Annotated in this window: 19 protein-coding genes; 3 read left to right on the plus strand and 16 right to left on the minus strand. The window is 36.6% G+C overall.

Annotated features, from left to right (window positions below; translation table 11 throughout):
* Positions 1-93: 93 nt before the first annotated feature.
* From M2373_RS03465 to M2373_RS03475, 3 genes are read left to right on the plus strand one after another with little or no spacing between them, the layout of a single operon-like run.
* Positions 94-612, plus strand: coding sequence for a hypothetical protein (locus M2373_RS03465; RefSeq protein WP_259107492.1), 519 nt, complete (start codon positions 94-96; stop codon positions 610-612).
* On the plus strand, positions 573-1,286 hold the full coding sequence (locus tag M2373_RS03470) for a hypothetical protein (RefSeq protein ID WP_259107494.1): 714 nt from the start codon (positions 573-575) through the stop codon (positions 1,284-1,286). The genes M2373_RS03465 and M2373_RS03470 overlap by 40 nt, the downstream gene beginning before the upstream one ends.
* Positions 1,287-1,315: 29 nt before the next feature.
* Positions 1,316-2,008 (plus strand): hypothetical protein, encoded by a 693-nt coding sequence (locus M2373_RS03475; protein ID WP_259107498.1) that lies wholly within the window; start codon positions 1,316-1,318, stop codon positions 2,006-2,008.
* A 140-nt stretch (positions 2,009-2,148) separates the two neighbouring features.
* Here the strand turns inward: M2373_RS03475 and M2373_RS03480 are convergent, their stop codons facing one another.
* The 16 genes from M2373_RS03480 to M2373_RS03555 form a co-directional block, all read right to left on the minus strand.
* Positions 2,149-3,384 (minus strand): PQQ-dependent sugar dehydrogenase, encoded by a 1,236-nt coding sequence (locus M2373_RS03480; protein ID WP_259107500.1) that lies wholly within the window; start codon positions 3,382-3,384, stop codon positions 2,149-2,151.
* 178 nt (positions 3,385-3,562) lie between these two features.
* A complete protein-coding gene (locus M2373_RS03485; RefSeq protein WP_259107503.1) occupies positions 3,563-4,450 on the minus strand; it encodes an AraC family transcriptional regulator in 888 nt (295 codons plus the stop codon).
* A 175-nt stretch (positions 4,451-4,625) separates the two neighbouring features.
* Positions 4,626-6,872 carry a TonB-dependent receptor gene (locus M2373_RS03490; RefSeq protein WP_259107505.1) on the minus strand — a complete coding sequence of 749 codons (2,247 nt, stop codon included), beginning with the start codon at positions 6,870-6,872 and terminating at the stop codon, positions 4,626-4,628.
* A gap of 211 nt (positions 6,873-7,083) precedes the next feature.
* On the minus strand, positions 7,084-7,980 hold the full coding sequence (locus tag M2373_RS03495) for an urea transporter (RefSeq protein ID WP_259107507.1): 897 nt from the start codon (positions 7,978-7,980) through the stop codon (positions 7,084-7,086).
* A gap of 130 nt (positions 7,981-8,110) precedes the next feature.
* On the minus strand, positions 8,111-8,812 hold the full coding sequence (locus M2373_RS03500; RefSeq protein ID WP_259107509.1) for a hypothetical protein: 702 nt from the start codon (positions 8,810-8,812) through the stop codon (positions 8,111-8,113).
* On the minus strand, positions 8,805-9,611 hold the full coding sequence (locus M2373_RS03505; RefSeq protein ID WP_259107510.1) for an urease accessory protein UreD: 807 nt from the start codon (positions 9,609-9,611) through the stop codon (positions 8,805-8,807). Before M2373_RS03505 ends, M2373_RS03500 begins: the two co-directional genes overlap by 8 nt.
* The gene (gene ureG / locus M2373_RS03510; RefSeq protein WP_259107512.1) at positions 9,612-10,250 is read right to left on the minus strand and encodes an urease accessory protein UreG; all 639 of its coding nucleotides are present in this window, start codon (positions 10,248-10,250) and stop codon (positions 9,612-9,614) included.
* 300 nt (positions 10,251-10,550) lie between these two features.
* Positions 10,551-11,240 carry an urease accessory protein UreF gene (locus tag M2373_RS03515; RefSeq protein ID WP_409013179.1) on the minus strand — a complete coding sequence of 230 codons (690 nt, stop codon included), beginning with the start codon at positions 11,238-11,240 and terminating at the stop codon, positions 10,551-10,553.
* Position 11,241: 1 nt separating this feature from the next.
* On the minus strand, positions 11,242-11,751 hold the full coding sequence (ureE, locus tag M2373_RS03520) for an urease accessory protein UreE (protein WP_259107515.1): 510 nt from the start codon (positions 11,749-11,751) through the stop codon (positions 11,242-11,244).
* Positions 11,741-12,388: a hypothetical protein gene (locus M2373_RS03525; RefSeq protein ID WP_259107518.1), complete on the minus strand. Its 648-nt coding sequence runs from the start codon at positions 12,386-12,388 to the stop codon at positions 11,741-11,743. The genes ureE and M2373_RS03525 overlap by 11 nt, the downstream gene beginning before the upstream one ends.
* A 259-nt stretch (positions 12,389-12,647) precedes the next feature.
* Positions 12,648-14,369 carry an urease subunit alpha gene (gene ureC / locus M2373_RS03530; RefSeq protein ID WP_259107521.1) on the minus strand — a complete coding sequence of 574 codons (1,722 nt, stop codon included), beginning with the start codon at positions 14,367-14,369 and terminating at the stop codon, positions 12,648-12,650.
* Complete coding sequence (gene ureB, locus M2373_RS03535; RefSeq protein WP_259107524.1) at positions 14,366-14,740, minus strand: urease subunit beta; 375 nt, start codon at positions 14,738-14,740, stop codon at positions 14,366-14,368. The genes ureC and ureB overlap by 4 nt, the downstream gene beginning before the upstream one ends.
* A gap of 15 nt (positions 14,741-14,755) precedes the next feature.
* Positions 14,756-15,058, minus strand: a complete 303-nt coding sequence (ureA, locus tag M2373_RS03540; RefSeq protein WP_259107527.1) for an urease subunit gamma — start codon at positions 15,056-15,058, stop codon at positions 14,756-14,758.
* 151 nt (positions 15,059-15,209) lie between these two features.
* Positions 15,210-15,572, minus strand: coding sequence for a hypothetical protein (locus tag M2373_RS03545; RefSeq protein WP_259107530.1), 363 nt, complete (start codon positions 15,570-15,572; stop codon positions 15,210-15,212).
* Between the two features lie 517 nt (positions 15,573-16,089).
* Positions 16,090-17,241 carry an efflux RND transporter periplasmic adaptor subunit gene (locus tag M2373_RS03550; RefSeq protein ID WP_259107533.1) on the minus strand — a complete coding sequence of 384 codons (1,152 nt, stop codon included), beginning with the start codon at positions 17,239-17,241 and terminating at the stop codon, positions 16,090-16,092.
* A gap of 7 nt (positions 17,242-17,248) precedes the next feature.
* Positions 17,249-18,457: a TolC family protein gene (locus M2373_RS03555; RefSeq protein ID WP_259107535.1), complete on the minus strand. Its 1,209-nt coding sequence runs from the start codon at positions 18,455-18,457 to the stop codon at positions 17,249-17,251.
* Positions 18,458-18,529: the final 72 nt, after the last annotated feature.

Consider the following 18,529-nt stretch of genomic DNA (forward strand, 5'->3'; position numbering starts at 1 on the left):
AAAAAACTCTTTTATATTATTTTTTTTAAATGCTTTTTTTAATTAGATAATTGATAACGGTTAATCGGGAAAATTTATTTAAAAACGAAATACATGTTTAAAAATTTAAAATTTTTAGTATTCATTCTATTATGCTGTTCCTGTCAGGAGAAAGAAGATCAAGCTCAGCTGGGACATAGAATAATTTCAGACAACCTGCCTGTCTTGTTAGATGGTTTAGATTATTTTAATATCGCTAATACTCCATTATCGGCAGAATTATATCCATATGTCGGCAGAATTGAATCTGATGAACAAACCCTGATCGATAAATTTCAGGATAAGTTTAATTTAAATAACGAGAAAATATTCAGTGGTACCATTGAAATTAAAAAAATACCTGAAAAAATAGGTCATTATCTGCTTTTTTTAAATAAACATGATGATTTTACGAAACGTAATAACAGAATAAACATTTCTTTTGTAAATCTTATAATCAGTAAAAATAATCGTTATGCGTGTGTCGAGGTTGTTAAATCATTAGGAATTGGTGCAAAATTTGAAGTTTTTTATTTTAAACAGGTGAATGATAAATGGATATTCGATGGGAAAGAGGTTATAGCATTAGGATAATGAGGTATGTACTATTTTTATTAAGCCCTTTTCTATCCTTTGCTCAAAACATAAGCATTGAACTAGCGGATAGCAAAGCAATTGAATTTTATTCCGGAAAAAACAATCAGATTTGCATTAATATCAAAAATCATTCAAAATATGAATACGAAATCCCTTTTGATAAAGAAGGCTTCAGTACTTCAGAAAATGAGGCTGTTGATGACTCTGACATTGGCATTGCTGGCTTTAGAATATTTAAAAATGAACTTTTAATTAAGCCGATAACCGGTGGTTCTTATGGATATCAAAGGGAGCCTTTAGAAAATGACACCGTTGAAGAAAAAGAACTTGCATTATTTACCGAAAACAATAAAACTTTATTTAAACAGCCGTCAGAGTTTTTCAACTCCTATAAAATAAATAAAAGAGTGGTCAGTTTAAAGCCTAAGGAAAATAAATCAGTATGTATGAATATTAATTTACCTATTTATAAATCCTTTGCAGATGATGGCTCATTACTTTATAATCTGGAAGATGGCAAAATGTACAATTTTCAAATATTTCTAAGTATACCTCAGAAAAGATTAAGAAAATATATCTTATTTCCGAAACTAAAATCAAAGATTTTTACAGGATCATTAGTTTCAAATAAAATCTTATTCATCTATAAAGATCATCCCGATCTAAAATAGAAAATTATAAATATAAAAAATATAAAACCTTGAAATTCTTACTTTTAATCTTCGTTATTTTTTTACATCAATCATTCTATGGTCAAAATGGTATAGAAATCAAAATAATAAATGATACTATCAAGAAAAACTCTGTTTTTGATGTAAATAATGTCTGTTATGACATCATTAACAAATCTGACAAACCGTATTATATCGTGATTGATGATAAGGAATTCAATACTGCTGCTGATGAGTTTGTAGAAGACCTTTTCCTTGGGCTACCTGATTATAGGGTATTTAATGATAACTCATTAATGAAAGCCGAATCTGGGATAGCAAATATTAGGACAACAGAAGATTATAAATCTACAAAGCCAACTGATAAAGATCTTAGAAACTTTAAGAAAAAATATAAAATAAAGTCAAAAGACTTAACAGAAATTTTAATTTCATATAAAATATTTCAAAAGACAAAAATTTTACAACCAAAGCAGAGCAAGTCATCTTGCACAAATGTTAATTTTCCTTTTTATATTGCTTCGTCATATCCAAGTGTGAAAATTTATGAATTAGAAAATAACTTGCCCTATTTTTTCCAAATATTATTAAATATTCCTAAAGAGATCATTGATAAATATTTTGTCATGCCAAAAGACAGTTCAAAAGATGTAAAGATTTTTACCGGAACTGTTTATTCAAATAAAGTTCCTTTAGTTTACAAAGTTTATAATGGCAAATAGTATAGAATCGATAAAGCCGCTATTAATGAGCGGCTTTATTCTTTTATAGATTTGTTACGTAATAAATTTCCTGAAAACCTGGGTTTCATACATTAAAACAATAAAACTCTCGCCTATAATGTACTACCCGAACCAATAACTCACTGCTTACGAATACGATACAATCTTCCACCATCTGTTATCGCATATAGTGCGTTATCTTTCCCCTGAGTGATATCTCTGAAACGCTGGTTTTGATCGGCAAGAAGTCTCTCTTCTCCTACTACCAGATTATTTTCGACTACCAATCGGGCAATATGCATTCCGCTGAGTGAAGCAACAAAAAGGTTGTTCTGCCACTCCGGAATATTATTTCCTTTATAGAATGTAATTCCGCTTGGAGAGATAACAGGATCCCAATAATAGACAGGCTGCTGCATTCCTGTCTGTTGCTGAATACCTCCGCCGATAACGGCTCCGCTGTATTCAATTCCATAAGTGATGGTAGGCCATCCATAATTTGCACCGCCCTGAACGCGATTGATTTCATCGCCTCCTCTTGGTCCGTGTTCACTCTGCCATAATTCCCCGGTTACAGGATGTATCGCCAAACCTTGTGGATTTCTGTGTCCCATACTATATAATTCCGGTAATGCTCCACCCTGACTAAAGGTAGGGTTTCCCGGGGCCGGCTGACCTTCTTTTGTAATTCTTACAATTTTACCGAGAGCAGCAGTAACCGATTGTGCCAAAGGTCTCGTTGACAAATCAGAACGTTCACCTGAGCTTACCAGTAAATTTCCGGTGCTGTCAAATAAAATACGTCCTCCATAGTGGAGCGTCCCTACATTGGCAGCAGGATTAGCTCTGTAAATAACAACAGAATTTTCAATACTTGTTTCTGAATTGGAAAGCCTGCCTTTAGCAACAGCCGTTACATTTCCGCCGGTAACATTTTCAGAAAAAACCCAGTATACCATTCTGTTAGCGTCAAATTGCGGATCAACACACAATCCTAAAAGTCCGCCCTGCCCTCCGGAGTTCACCGCAGGAATTCCCGTAATCGGGTTACTTAAAGTCCCTGTACTGCTCACAAGTCGCATTGTTCCGCCTTTTTCGGTAATCAGCAATCTTCCGTCCGGCAAACTTGTAATTCCCCAAGGTGCAGAAAGTGAAGATGTCAGAACATCCGTTTGATAAGGCGTGGTTGTTTTTACTCCATTAACTCTCGTCTGGTTGGGAAATGCAGGAGAATAAGTAGTGTTTGCAGGATTCGTTTCTACAGGAGGAAGTGAAGGTCCTGCTTCAGGTTCTTCGATATTTTCATCGATACTTTCCGAACAGCTTGCAAAAAAAATAGATGATGCAATCATCAAATGATACGCTTTGAATTTCATATTTTAAATATTTTGGTGATTTGATGGATAAGTCAATAATTTTGATACAAATTACTTGCCGTAATTCTCCAATCAGTGGCTTTTTATTAAAAAAAACGCATCAAACATCAATATTTATTCAATCGATTGCATTTACCTGTAAATTAAAACTGCTTTTTAAGGGTTTTTTAGTAAAATTTTAATCTAATACTTTACCTTTAAGATACTGGGTTCTGTAGATTTTCGGGGTGATGCCCGTAATTTTTTTAAAAAGCTGCGTAAAATGTGAAGCCGTGTGAAAATTTAATTCGTAAGCAATCTCTGCAATATCTTTACTAGAATGAAGCAAGGCTTTGCTGTAATTGATATCAATTTCATTAATCCATTGTTTTGGAGACTTCTGGGTAACATTCTTTACGCATTTATTCAGATAATTTTCAGTAACGGATAATTTTGCTGCATAAAAAACCACTTTCTTTTCCGTAACATGATGTTTGAATAATAGATCACGAAACTGAAGGGATAATTCCATTGAACGGGTAGCCGATTTATGATGAATATTCGAATCTACGCTCAACATTTTTATAAGAATAAGGTGCAGCATAGTCACAACAATATCATTGATATTGAGCCCGTTGATCCACAATTCCTGTTCCATGATCGGAAGAAGTTGGGTAATGGTTCCGTACGTCAGGCTATCCAGCTCCAGAAAAGGAGTCATAAAAAAAATACTTGACTTATGTTTGGGCAATTCCTGCTCAGACAGCACGTTGTTTTCATAGGCCAGAAAAAAGCCTTCAATATCTTCTGAAAGCTCTAAAGTAGCTGTAATCGTTCCCTGTTTAATGAAAATAACACCTCCTTTTTCAGCATGAAATTCTTCATTCTCAAGATACTGCTTGATATGACCTCTGGTCACGAAAATAATAAAATTGAAAGTCGTACGATACGGAATCACCGGCATCAGAATTCCTTTTAGATAATCCTCCAACCGATACAGTTGTATCTCGGCATTATTTGCTAATATTTTTCCCGTGATATTGGGAAGAAAAAGCTTTTTGTACTGAAAATTGGATAATATTTCCATATCCTGAATTATAATGATTAAAGTTAGACATTTTTTATGATCTGGTGCTTGAGAGTTATTGTGTGGGAGGATTTTAGTATGAAAATGCATTTATTGGTTGGTGCAAAGACACAAGATTTTATATGCAATAAAATACTCCAATTCACTCATCCTAAAAACCTCCTACACTCTGCCTCTAAAACTTATAATAAACACCTACCCTCACCCCAAAAGGGCTTCCCGGTGTATAGGTAAGATCTGTAATGGGTTCTGCTTCACCTTTTAATTGAGTTTCTGTTGCAAACTGGGCCTCATTCCAGTTGACGTTGAATAAGTTGTTGACCTGAATATTAGCACCCCATGTTTTACGATTGTAAGAAAGCATCAGATCATTCACAAAATAGGCTTTCGTTTTAATACTGTTATCTTCAACAGCCGGTCTTGAGCCTAAATAACGGTATTGTAAGCCAAGTGAAAAACCGTGTAGAAAATCCCAGTTTACAGACCCCGTACTCGTTACCACAGGCGCGAGCGGAACATAATCTTCTCCTTTTTCTTCTTCGATAAATCTGGCGTGGGAATAATTGATATCAGCATTTAAATAAAAATTTTCCAATGGCTGAAAACGGATTCCCAGATCTGCCCCAAAACGTCTTGATTTTCCTGAAGGCTCTACCACGGCGTCATCTCCTACATACACAAATTCCTGCTGCAGATCCATATACCATAAAGTAGGAGTAATAATCAACGATTTCAAGGGATGCAACCTCACCCCGAAATCTGCACCGATAGAATACGGAAGCGTATTTTCATTTTTATTAGGAACAACAACTCTTAAGTCATTTGAATGAAAGCCCATTCCGGTTTTCAGAAACCACATCACGTTGTCATTCTGAGCATAAGAAAAATTAAGTTTAGGGCTTAGTCTTGTCGCTTCTTTTGACTGTCCGGAAGGCAATTGCTCAGGATCCAGCAAATTATGCATATTAAAAATAAAATGATCTACTCTTAAAGCCGGATTGATCGTCCATTTCCCTGTTTTCCAAATTAATCCTGAAAACGCATGAAGATTAGTTTCCGTTCCGTTCACATCCGCCATTTTATCTAATACTAAATCTCTGTGATACACATGATTCAATTGCAATGTTCCGATATCATCATTTCTGAAACCTACTCCGGAAATCCAATTTAAAGAACTGTTTGGTAATGCAAAACTTTTCGTGTATTTAACCTCAGCACCGTAAATATTTCTTCCGTCTGTCTGTTGAATTTCATCGCCGTGATCTTTATCTTTCAAATAAAATGTAAAATCCGAATACAGATTAAAATTATACTTAGAATAAAATGCCATGGCATCAATCTGTTCGGAAGACGAAATAATATGTTTAAAATTCATCTGAACATTTGTTCTTGACGTTTTTCCACCTTCCGTTGGATCTATGCTTCCCCATCTCCCGATGATTCCTTCATCTACGGCACGTTCCGGAATTTGTCCTGAAGCATTCCAAGACGAATTAAAGGTTGAGAATTGAATATTAAAATAGTCGTTATCCGTAATCCATTGGTTATATTTTCCGAAAATATTGATTCTGTTGAAATTTTGTTTTACATCAAAAGGACCATCCGTATAATTATATTCTGCTGCTAAATACGCATTTTTTCTTCCTTTGTCATCGTTCAGAATATTAAACATTCCCAAGATTCTTTTTGAGTTAAATGAGCCTCCTTCGAGTTTTACCATACTGTTGTTTAAACGGTCATAGGTTTTGAAATCAACATATCCGGCCGTATTGAAATCTCCCCGATCCATATAATAAGCTCCTTTTCCGAAATCGATATTATTTACCGTTTCAGGAATTACAAAATGGAGATCAGAATATCCTTGACCATGGGCATGAGACACGATATTTACAGGCATTCCGTCAACATTTACACTTACATCTGTTCCATGATCAGCATCAAAACCTCTTAAAAAAAGCTGCTCTGCTTTTCCGCCACCGGCATGCTGAGCGATAAATAATCCTGGAACTTTTCTCAATAAATCCTGAGCAGAATTGACCGGAAATTTATTTAAATCAACCTTTGTAATCGCCGTTAAAAAAGAATGATGGTTAATAGAAACCTCCGAAATCTGGAAAGGTTTGTGCTGTAAAAAAATAACTTTATTTTTATCGTCATCATTTGTCACAGGCCATTTTACCTCATCGTAGCCTTTATGACTGATAATCAATGTATCAGGAGTCGATTTTATGGCAACTTTAAAAGAACCGTCGGTTCCGGTATGTGTGTGACTATTTCCGTGATCATATTGTATCAGTACATCGGAAATAGGAAATTTATCGTCTGCATCTTTGATTAGCAACTGTTTTTCTGTTTCCTGAGCAAAAATTTTACTTTGAAAAGAAAGTGCCAGAAATACGGCTGCTATGGTAGTAATCTTCATTTTTTTATTTTAAGTTTTGGCTAAAGCCAATTTGAATTTTATATTTTTTATAAAGGAAGTTCCTTCGACAAGCTCAGGAGAACATTCGCATTCCTATGGATGAAAACTTCGTATTTTTAACCATTAAGCTTGAATTAAGTTGTTAAAAAAATTTAAGTTGAATATCTATTTAAGCTTAATAAACCTTAACTTCTTCAATATTCTTAATGGTTCAGTTTGAAACTTGTCTTTTTTTAACAAATAATTTTTGAATTAAAAGTGCAATCCAGGTTCCGGCTACAAAAGGAAAAGTGAGTACACCACCCACGATATCCAATACATTATTATCCACTAAAAAGTCATCAATAACCACAGTGATGACAACAGCTATCAAAACCCAAAGTCCATCTTTTTGTTTGAATCCTGAAAATACTATTGCCGAAAGTACCGCATTGAACCCAAATAATCCCATGTGAATTTTATCAATTGATTCACCATGAATATGTGAAATATATGCACCCACTACAGAGCCCGCCAAACCATATAATGCAGCCACCGGAGAACTGATAAAAACAGCAATAAAAAAGATAATTCCTGAAAGGATTCCGCCCTGAAAGATTACTTCTCCAAAACCATTGGTACAGGTCAGAAAATCATCATAATCGACTTTTCCAACCGGAGCGGAAAGCATATCTGACGGTGGAATTTGTGTAAAATGATGCAATGTAAAAATGCAAACCCAGGTCACAATGATAAAAGGAAAGGTAAATACCGGAATTTTTCTTTTAATAAAAAAATGCTGAATAATACTCGCCAGGGCGCCACCAATAATGATCAAAATCCAGATCAGTATTGTTGCCTGAAAAACGAATGCCAGCGCAACGCCTACCAATGCGGCGCTAAAACCATACAAGCCTGCATTAATTTCAGCTTTATCGTATTTCAGTTTCATGGCGGTGAATGTTCCGACTGCCGTTGAAAGCAAAACGGCAACTCCACCCTGCCAGCTTCCCATAAAAATTCCGATAATGAATAAAAGTCCTGTCCATCGGTTTTCCTGAAGCATAATCTGCCCAACCCCTTTTAAGACATGATCGATAAAAGGGTATTTTTGAAAAAATTTGTCCATCGTTTTGATTGTTCAATGTTTAAAATTTAATGTTCAATGTTTTTAGTATAGAGAAAAGAATCAGATAGCTCTATTTCAAAATTGGTCTTCATTAACTTCCAGCCTCAATCTTCCCTCCTCATTTCTCAATCTACCATCCCAAAAACACCATTCCTATTCCGCAGACTGTTACCACAGCTCCACTCACGACACCCATATAGCGTTCCAGTTTTTCGGTGTTGAATAATGTTGAATATCCGTAACGCCCTAAAAGAACCATTCCGAGCATTGTTAAAACGGTTGTGACCGTGAATGATGTCACCAAAACAGCAATTTCGGACATGGAATGTTTTACTCCTGAATAAAATAATAACGGAATCAGCGGCTCGCTTGGTCCCATCACAAAAATCATGAAAAGAACGAGTGGTGTTACTTTTATTCTTTTTTGAGGTATCACCATTTCAGTGTGATTGTGTTCGTAAACGTAAACATCATCACCCATCACATCGAAATGTTTATGAGGTTTATTTCTGATCGCCTGAATCAATCCGTAAATCAGATAAATTCCTCCAAAAGCCAATAATGCCCAGCCTGAAAAATTGCCTCTCAAATCCTGAAACCATGAGATTTTATTCAATTGCCACCCGAGAAATACACCGATAAAACCTAGAATTAGCGAACTGAAAACATGCCCAAACCCGCAAACTACGGTTAGAATTGCCGTTTTCATCCCACTCCATTTTTTAGATTTTGAAATCACAATGAAGGGTAAATAATGATCCGGACCCGAAGCCGTATGTATAAAAGCTATTGAAACAGCACTGATTAAAAGTGCCCAAACTGTACTATCCATTTTTATTTGTTTTATCTAAATCCCACAGGATATCCTGAACGTGCAGGAAAAAATTATACATCACTTCACCGCCGTGTCCCAAAGCTCTTACTACAAATCCATTTTCTTCCATTGCCGAAACCCCGACTTCCATTTCGTCTTTATACTGTTCGGCTGATTCTACGATCGTTTCAATAAGATTATCTTTTTCAACACCCGCTTTGGTACTGTAAAAAATCAACGTTCCCTGATGAGTATATTTTTCAAGATTTCCGATGCTGTTGATAGGAATTAAATCAGGCTGGATTAAAACATTATCTTTGATGATCAATTTGTTTTCGTGATAAATTTCCATCAGATTCTGGAAACGTTTTAACTTAAAAACTTCTCCGTAATGCTTCCTTCCGCAGGTAATAATTTCACTGATGATCAACTGGCTGTTTTTCCCAATATCAATTCTGGCCTGGCTCTTAAAATTCGAATCTTCATGCGGAACCACGGGATGCGGGACATATGCGAAAGACGTATCATCTTCCATCAAAACATTGAGCTCCTGAACCGCTTTATCCTTCATATTGAAAAGCCTTTGATAAGACTGTGACTGCAGTTGCAACGATGCCCCCTTTTCCAGATTGATATCCAAATAATAATGGTCTCCATCCAAAATTCCGGGAGAAGAGCTCATCACCATCTGGTACAATTTGTTGTCATTTTTACGCTGACCCACAGAAACTACTCTGAACGGAAGCGAGACATACAGGTCTTTGATATAAGACTTTCCGTTTTTGAAACCTGCGGCAATTTTTAAATGACTATCCATTTATCTTACCAAATTCGGTTCTTCAACATCTTCTAAAAGTCCGTATTTTTTGATCCAGCCAATCACTTTATCCAAACCTTCATCCGTTTTAAGATTCGTAAATACAAAAGGATTTCCGTTTCTCATTCTTCTGGCATCTCTTTCCATCACTTCAAGGCTGGCTCCAACGTGCGGCGCAAGATCGATTTTATTAATAATCAATAAATCTGAACGTGTAATTCCGGGACCTCCTTTTCTTGGAATTTTTTCACCTTCCGCAACATCAATGATGAAAATTGTAACGTCGGCAAGATCTGGACTAAAAGTTGCAGACAGGTTATCGCCCCCACTTTCGATAAGCACCAATTCAATATCGGGAAAACGTGCTGCCAATTCATCTACTGCTTCCAAATTCATACTTGCATCTTCACGAATTGCCGTGTGAGGGCAGCCTCCTGTTTCAACCCCAATGATTCTGTCGTGAGGAAGAAGGCTGTTTTTAGCCATAAATTCTGCATCTTCTTTGGTATAAATATCATTGGTGATTACTCCCAAATCATACGTTCCGAACATTTTTCGGCTTAATCTTTCCAATAAAGCTGTTTTTCCGGAACCTACAGGTCCTGCTACTCCTACTTTTATATATTTTCTATTTTCCATTTTTTAAATTTTTATTTTGTTTTTTAATCGCAAAATCTGTTAGGATTTTTTTGATTTTTTGTTGTGTGTATTTTTGTTCGAAGGCGTTCTACTCAGCAATAAAACAGTGATTTGATGAAAATTATTCTCAATCATGTAAATTTCCAGCATCCATCTTCCAACTTCCTTTCTTTTACTCTTTTTAAACCACCCCGTCAAAAATTTCTTTGAAATTTTCGCCACCCCTCCAGAGGAGGGGAATTTTTTACCTTATTATTTTAATTGACCATGAAATGAATTCACTATTCATCATTCATTTTCTTAAGACATATACAGTCTTGAGTACAATCTTTCATGTTGCATACATCTGATGTCAAAAGAAGTATTACAAAGCCCTACTAAGTCTCTGTCGATTTCAATGGTTTCTGAGGCTACTTTTTCCATGACATCATACAGTGAGAACAAAATATCCTGACCGTCAAGCTGCCCCAGCGGAACCAACTTCACAGCATTGGTTATCATTCCGGCAACTGAAGTGTAATAAAATCCCAGCAAAGCCTGATGCAAAGGAATTTTCATTAATGAGGCATACATTCCGAAAACAATACAGTAATGAGAATTCGCTTCTTTATTTTGAATCGCTTTTTCGTACGCTTCCATCAAAGGAAAACTTTCCCTTCGTTTAAATATTTTAATTAATCTTACCCCCAATTTCTGGCTGGCCTGTCGAATTTCTCTCGGACATTTCAGAGCATTGCATTCATGATCAAGATTTAATAACAATTCTAAATCTTCATGTTCTGCTGCTTCATACGCCAATTTTACAAAAGCTCCGTCGTTGTATTTCAGATTGTACCGAAGCATATTTTCAACAAATTCTTTTGCCGTAACTCTGTCATGAACAATTCTCTGCTGCACAAAAGTCTCCAGGCCGTTCGAATGCGTGTATCCGCCAATCGGTAACGTAGGATCTGACAAATGCAGCAATCCTGATAAAAAGTGTAGATTCAAATTATTCATCTTTCGGAGCTGCCATTTTTAAGATTTTAGTAAAAATTGTTGAACCCAAACTTCCGTGTCCGTGAGGTTCCACATTAGATTTCAGAAGATTCAGCAGTTTTACAAATTCTCTTTCAGGTTTAAAACCGCTTGCTTCCAGCCATCTGAACATCGGCATTTCAAAAGGCAACAACACTTTATCATCCTGAATAAAAAGCGGAATATGCTTGTTTCCGATTTCATAGCAAACCGTTCCCATTTCGAGCAGAGAACCCGGAGACATGACAATTGCTTCAGTCTCTACAACATTGATGGCGATTACCTTTTCATCATCTTCAAAAAGGATATCCCCTTCTCGTAGACGCTGCCCTTCTCTCAGAAATTTGATGGCAATATCTGTCCCGAACCTGGTTTTTTTACGCTGAATTCGTTTTGTGGTTTCAAACCATTCCAAATCCAGATAATCAACAGGTTTCGTTGTCGGATTCAGGATAATATTCCCTATTGTTTCGTTAATTATCATCTTTTTTTGATTTTTTTCTGAAGTCGAAATTCTTGGAAATTCCAACCCCGAATGTTGAACCGCTGATTCCTGCAACATATGTTTTCGTCCAGCCCTCTTTCGCTTTGGTCTGCAACATCGAAAGTTCAGCAAACTTGAATTTCAAAGCCCAGCCACTCCCTAAAAGAATTCCAATCAAAGGATAAGCACGAAGGCGGTATCCGTTGAAATTCTCCATTGATTCTGCTGTTCCTGAAATCTGCTGTCCCCAAACGTAATGTGCATCAACCTGGGCAATCAGTACGAAGTATTTTCCAAGCATTAATGACGGACTGTACCAGATTCCGGCTTCATTCTGTTTATAGACCACACTATGATCTACGGCATTTTGAGAATACGCATAATTGACTCCGATAAGGTCATTATTATTGATAAAATATCCCAAACCGATGGGAGCACTTGAAACCGTACTGCTGCTGCTTGAAGGGGTCGTCACTTTTGAATAATCCAATGAGCCATACACCATAAACTGACCTTTTGGTCCGTTTTCATCGCTTTTCAGTCTCATTCCGCCTAACAGCTGACCATTCATTTTTGCGGAAAATATCGACATTCCGGCTACTGCAAAGGAAAAAACTGCTTTATTAAAGTTTTTCATTTTTAACTTACTTCTGTTATTATTTAGATGTTCTTTTAGAGCCTGTTTAAATTTCTTTAAAATATTTTTATTATATTGATTTCCAACAATTAACACTCTTGTCTTCGACGGGCTCAGACTGACAATCCTAATACTAAATGTATAATTTGGCGATGTCAGATTGAGCTTGTCGAAATCTTAGGTATTTTTTAGGACTAAATTTAAACAGGCTCTTATAGAAACCTTATAGATTTTAAAAATCTATAAGGTTTGTGTACGTTTAGAATAAATAATACAGTTGGGTAAGCGGCAGTTTTTCTGCTGGCTCACAAGTGATGTATTCACCGTCAACAGTTACTTTATAATTTTCCGCATTCACTTCAATTAAAGGCGTTTTATCGTTGTGAATAAGGTCTTTTTTGGAAATATTTCTACAGTTTTTTACCGGAAGAATCATTTTCTCCAACTTATATTCTGCAATCGTTCCGTTGTCGATAGATATCTGAGAAACGAAATTCGCACAGATTCCATATTTTGCTCTTCCGTGTGCTCCAAACATATTTCTGTAAATAATAGGCTGTGGCGTAGGAATCGACGCATTCGGGTCACCCATTTTTGCAGCGATAACAAATCCTCCTTTTACAATCATTTCAGGTTTTACACCGAATAATGCAGGTTTCCAAATTACCAAATCGGCTAATTTTCCTTCTTCAATAGATCCTACATATTCTGAAATTCCATGAGCAATAGCAGGATTAATCGTGTATTTTGCCACATATCTTTTTGTACGGTAGTTGTCGTTATCTGTTCCTTCATCTTCCGCCAAAGCCCCTCTTTGCTCTTTCATTTTACTGGCCGTCTGCCACGTTCTGGTAACCACTTCACCCGGTCTTCCCATCGCCTGAGAATCTGAACTCATAATGCTGAAAACACCCATATCATGAAGAATATCTTCTGCAGCAATTGTTTCCGGACGAATTCTTGAATCTGCAAATGCCACATCTTCAGGAATATTTTTACTTAAATGGTGACAAACCATCAACATATCCAAATGCTCATCAATCGTATTGATCGTGTAAGGACGCGTAGGATTTGTAGACGCAGGAAGCACGTTCGGATACATTGCCGCTTTAATGATATCCGGCGCGTGACCTCCACCAGCTCCTTCTGTATGGAATGTGTGAATGACTCTTCCGTTGATCGCTCTCATCGTATCTTCCAGAAAACCTCCTTCATTTAACGTATCGGTATGGATCGCCACCTGAACATCATATTTATCAGCCACTTTCAATGCCGCATCGATAGTGGCAGGAGTTGCGCCCCAGTCTTCGTGAATTTTTACACCTAAAGCTCCCGCTTCCACTTGTTCTTCAATAGGCTCTTCAGCCGAACAGTTCCCTTTTCCGAAAAAACCTAAGTTCATAGGATATTCTTCAGCTGCTTCCAGCATTTTCTGCATATTAAACTTTCCGGGAGTTACCGTTGTTGCGTTAGTTCCGTCGTTGGGACCTGTTCCACCACCGATCATGGTTGTAATTCCGCTATAAAGAGATGTTTCAATCTGTTGTGGACAGATGTAATGAATGTGCGTATCAATTCCACCCGCTGTTACGATATACCCTTTTCCACCATGAACTTCTGTAGAAGCACCAATGATCATATTCGGAGAAACACCATCCATTGTATCAGGATTACCTGCTTTTCCGATGCCTATAATTTTACCGTCTTTAATTCCGATGTCTGCTTTTACAATTCCCCAGTGGTCAATGATAACAGCACCTGTAATGCAAAGATCAAGAACGCCTTCGCTTCTTTTTGCCGTCACATTTTGTCCCATTCCGTCACGAACGGTTTTTCCGCCTCCAAAAACAGCTTCATCGCCATAATGTGTGAAATCTTTTTCAATTTCAATGATAATTTCAGTATCTCCCAGCCTGATTTTATCTCCGGCAGTAGGTCCCAATATATTGGCGTATTGTTTTCTGTCTACGTTTAAACTCATAATGAATGATTTTTAAAATTTAACGCCTCCACTTTTTCAAGGCTTATTTTTTTCTGTTCTTCAGAATCTACCTGTCCGTCCACAAGGTTATTGAAGCCCATTGCCTTTTTTGTTCCTCCGATTTCCACCAACTCCACTTCCTTTTCCTCTCCCGGTTCGAAACGAACTGCAGTGCTTGCAACGATATTCAGCCTTTTTCCGAAAGCTTTTTCACGGTCAAAGCTCATCGCTTTATTTACTTCAAAAAAATGGAAGTGGGAACCCACCTGAATCGGTCGATCTCCGGTATTAGTTACTTTTATTTTTGCGGTTTCTCTGCCTTCATTGCAGATAATTGTACCTTCTTTTACGAAAATTTCTCCTGGTATCATAATGAATATAAGGTATTAGCGGATTGGATTATGAACGGTTACCAGTTTGGTTCCGTCCGGAAAAGTAGCTTCGATCTGAACATCGTGAATCATTTCTGCCACGCCGGGCATTACATCATCTATGGTAAGCAGATTGGCTCCTTCCTGCATCAGCTCTGCCACTCTTTTTCCGTCTCTTGCTCCTTCCAATAAAAAGTGACTGATAAGGGCGATAGATTCAGGATAGTTTAGTTTAAGACCTCTTGCTTTTCTTTTCAGAGCCAGTTCGCCCGCCAGGAACAGCATAAGTTTTTCCGTTTCTCTCGGTGTTAAATGCATATTTTTAATATTTAAAATTGAACATACGGTATCTTATCTGCCTTATTGAAAAGGCAAATTTGAAGTCCATGTAAAGTCGAAAAATGAAAATGATTCTTGTGGACTTGTATTCAGATACAAATCAGAGAATCAATATAATAAAGGGAAAATATTAGCAGCCCGCAATTTGCAGAGAATGATACAAAATGTATCGCGGAGCTGAAATGTAAATACGGTTTTGAACGGCCGCAACCGGTATATTAAAAGAACAGTCGCTGAAAAAGTAGCTTAACCATTCCTGTTCTACAACTGAATAATCAAATTTTATTTTTTCAACATCGTTAGCATCCTGAGAATCCTGAAGATCTGAAATATTATAAATTTCAGGATGACTCTGATGATTTGACTGTTGCTGAAAATTATTCTTTAATGAAGTATCCGGGTACGAATTCACTTCCGCCTTGTGCGCCAAAAGACCAGCACATAAAGTTGCAAAAAACAACACGAAAGAGAACAGTAAAAATCTTTTTTTCATACCCACTATTGTAGACTGTAAAATTAGAACTATAAATAAAAAATGAGGTATCTAAAAGATCATTTAAAATGTTCAAAATCGTGACAAGTCTTTTTTTTGAATCAGAATTATTTAAAGTTTTCCCTGACTTTTCTTATGAATTTATTTTCATAAAGTTTATTATCCATGTAGAAATCTAAAGATGCTATTATTAAATCGTGCAGAAAAATTCGTGTCTGGTTGGTGCAGGTAACAAAGTTTGTGGTTATTTTTCCGATCCTGAAAAGATAACTGCTACCCTAGCCCTGATCAAAGCATTTGTCTGAGCTCATTTTTATAATTTCGGCGAGCCAAAGGCTCGCCGAAATTATAAAAATAGCGAGTGCGGAGAGCAGGAAAAGCTCAAAATAAAAGCTTATACAGGTTCTAGAATAAAAAACAGCAGTTGTACGGCAATAACTAAACAAGTCCGAAAAAAATCCGGACTTGTTTATGGCTATCAATTATAATAATTTATGAACTCAAGTTATTTATTATTCTATTCTGATTTATTTTTCAGTAACATTAAAAGGCTGTATGCTCCTTTCTGAACGATTTTTTTATCTTTAAAATTATCTGCTTTTAAAATTTCCGTGAAATTCTGGTCTGATATCCCAACATTGACGGGAATCATCTGATATTTTTTATTGCCAAGGTCTTCAAAAATATAATTTTTATTTTCGAAAGAAACGACAGACTCATTCGGCAGACCAATCGTATATCTGCTGCTGATATTCACCTCAGCATTGATGTACATTCCCTTGATAAAATCAGGATTGGGAGACGAAAGCTTCGCTATTGCAACCGAAGAGCCTCCGTTTTCGATACTGGGCACGATACTTACAATTTTCGCATTCGATTTATTATCAGGATTCTGATTGTTATACACCAAAATCTCCTGTCCTTTTTTTACATCATTCACGTCATTTTCAAAGACTTTGAGTTCAAGCAACAAGCCTGCAGGATTGATGAGTTCGAACAAGGTATCCGAAGGATTGATATACTGCCCGTTATTCACTAAAATTTTACTTACAAAGCCACTGAAGGGAGCATAAATATTAATTCTGCTTCTGATATTTCCTGTATGGAGGCTTTTAGCATTAACACCAATAATCCTTAACTTTTCTTCCAAACCTTTTAAAGTGGCATTTAATGTTGCAAAATCGGCCTGTGCGGTTTGCAGGGTTTTGTCGCTGCTTGCTTTACTTATGTTAAGATCTTTCTGGCGGTTGAGATTCAGCCTTGCGGATTCAAGCTGAGCCTTTGTTACCAGAAAATCCTGTTGTAGCTGGATAAACTGAGGGTCTTCCACAACTGCCAGAATCTGCCCCTTATTAAAATGGCTTCCGTTAATCACCTGAATCGATTTGATATGTCCACCCATAATGCTGGAAACAGAGCTTATATGTGAAGGTGCAATATCTACTTTACCATTCAGGCGGACAGATTTCTGCATTGTTTTTTTCTGAACCGCAGTTGTGGTCAATCCAACCGACTGAAACTGTTGAGCAGAAAGCTGAACCGTATTCTGTTCAGTTTTTGCAAATTTTTTATTTTCATATACCGTTTTTTCTTCTTCTTTTTTTCCGGAGCATGAAGATAAAAGCAGTATTAAGCTTAGGCTGTATATTGATATGATTTTTAAATACATTTTGCTGTTATTTTGATAGTAAGAAATTAAGTTCGGCGCCGATTTGGTTAAGTCTTTCGAGACTATCAATATAATCTACCTTCGTCTTTACCGCCTGATTGGTAAGAATCACCCAGTTTAAATAATCGATTTCGCCTACTTCAAGCTGTTTTTGAACAGTTTTTAAAATTGTCTCGGATTTCGGAAGCTGCTTTTGCTCGTAGTTTTCAACAATTTTCAGTTGATTCGTATAATTATTCATTTGCTGCATCAATCTGTTTTTCAGTTCAATTTCTTTTCGGTGATACTCATTTTCAGCAATAGCTACCTTTGCTTTTACAGATTTTGCCAGTGCTCGCTGACCTTTTGTAAATAAAGGAATTCCAACACCGACCTGAACAGCATTAAAACGACTATTATTAATATTTTTCATGCTCTGATTCGTATATCCCACCAAAACATCCGGAAGCAGCTTAGATTTTTCAAGCTGAGCCGCGGCTTCATTAATTTTAATTTGTTGATTTAAATACTGAAGCTCAGGATGTTCTTTAATCATTTCTTCAGAAACCTGAGTATTAATATTCATTATCGGTTTTTCAGAAACGGGTTGATACTGCTGCTCAGACTGAAGCAATACCTGCAATTGAAGTTTCGCAATATTAAGGTCATTTTCAAGCATATCCAGTTGAGTTTTTGCCTGCTCCCGTTGAATTTCCGCAGTTGATTCTTCCAGAATATTAGCTTCTCCTTTTTTTAGTCTTAAACTGGCTTTATCGGCAAAACTACTGTAGAGCTTACTGATATAGTCAATGATTTTTTTCTTTTCCTGAAGCGTAAGAACCCTGTAAAAAACATCGGAAACTTCTTTTGTTAACTGTATTTTTGTAAGGTTTTGAGCCGTCACTCCTGCGCTCCATTCTGCATCCAGCATCTGTTTTCTTTTCGTATAAACCGTGGGAAAGCTGAAACGCTGTGATACCGTAAAAGAATTATCTGTTTCTATCCCATTCATCTGTCCGATCTGGGCACTCACTTCCGTTTGTGGAATATCGAGATAAGTGGCTTTTAATTTTTCCTGATATTCAGCAATTAATCTTGAATTTTTTAAAGTTCCGTTTTGCTGAAAAGCTTTTTCCAAAGCCTGCTCATAGGTGATATTTTCCTGTGCACTGATCATTCCGAAGGAAACCAGAAATAATAATGCAGTAAGCTTGTTATGAGTATTTGAAAATTTCATTTTTTATTGATTTTAAACGCCACAGGCGATATTTTTAATTGAGGTTTTGATTTTTCATTTGCCGGCACTTCA

This window comes from Chryseobacterium sp. JUb7, from assembly GCF_024806495.1.
Classification (GTDB): Bacteria; Bacteroidota; Bacteroidia; order Flavobacteriales; family Weeksellaceae; genus Chryseobacterium.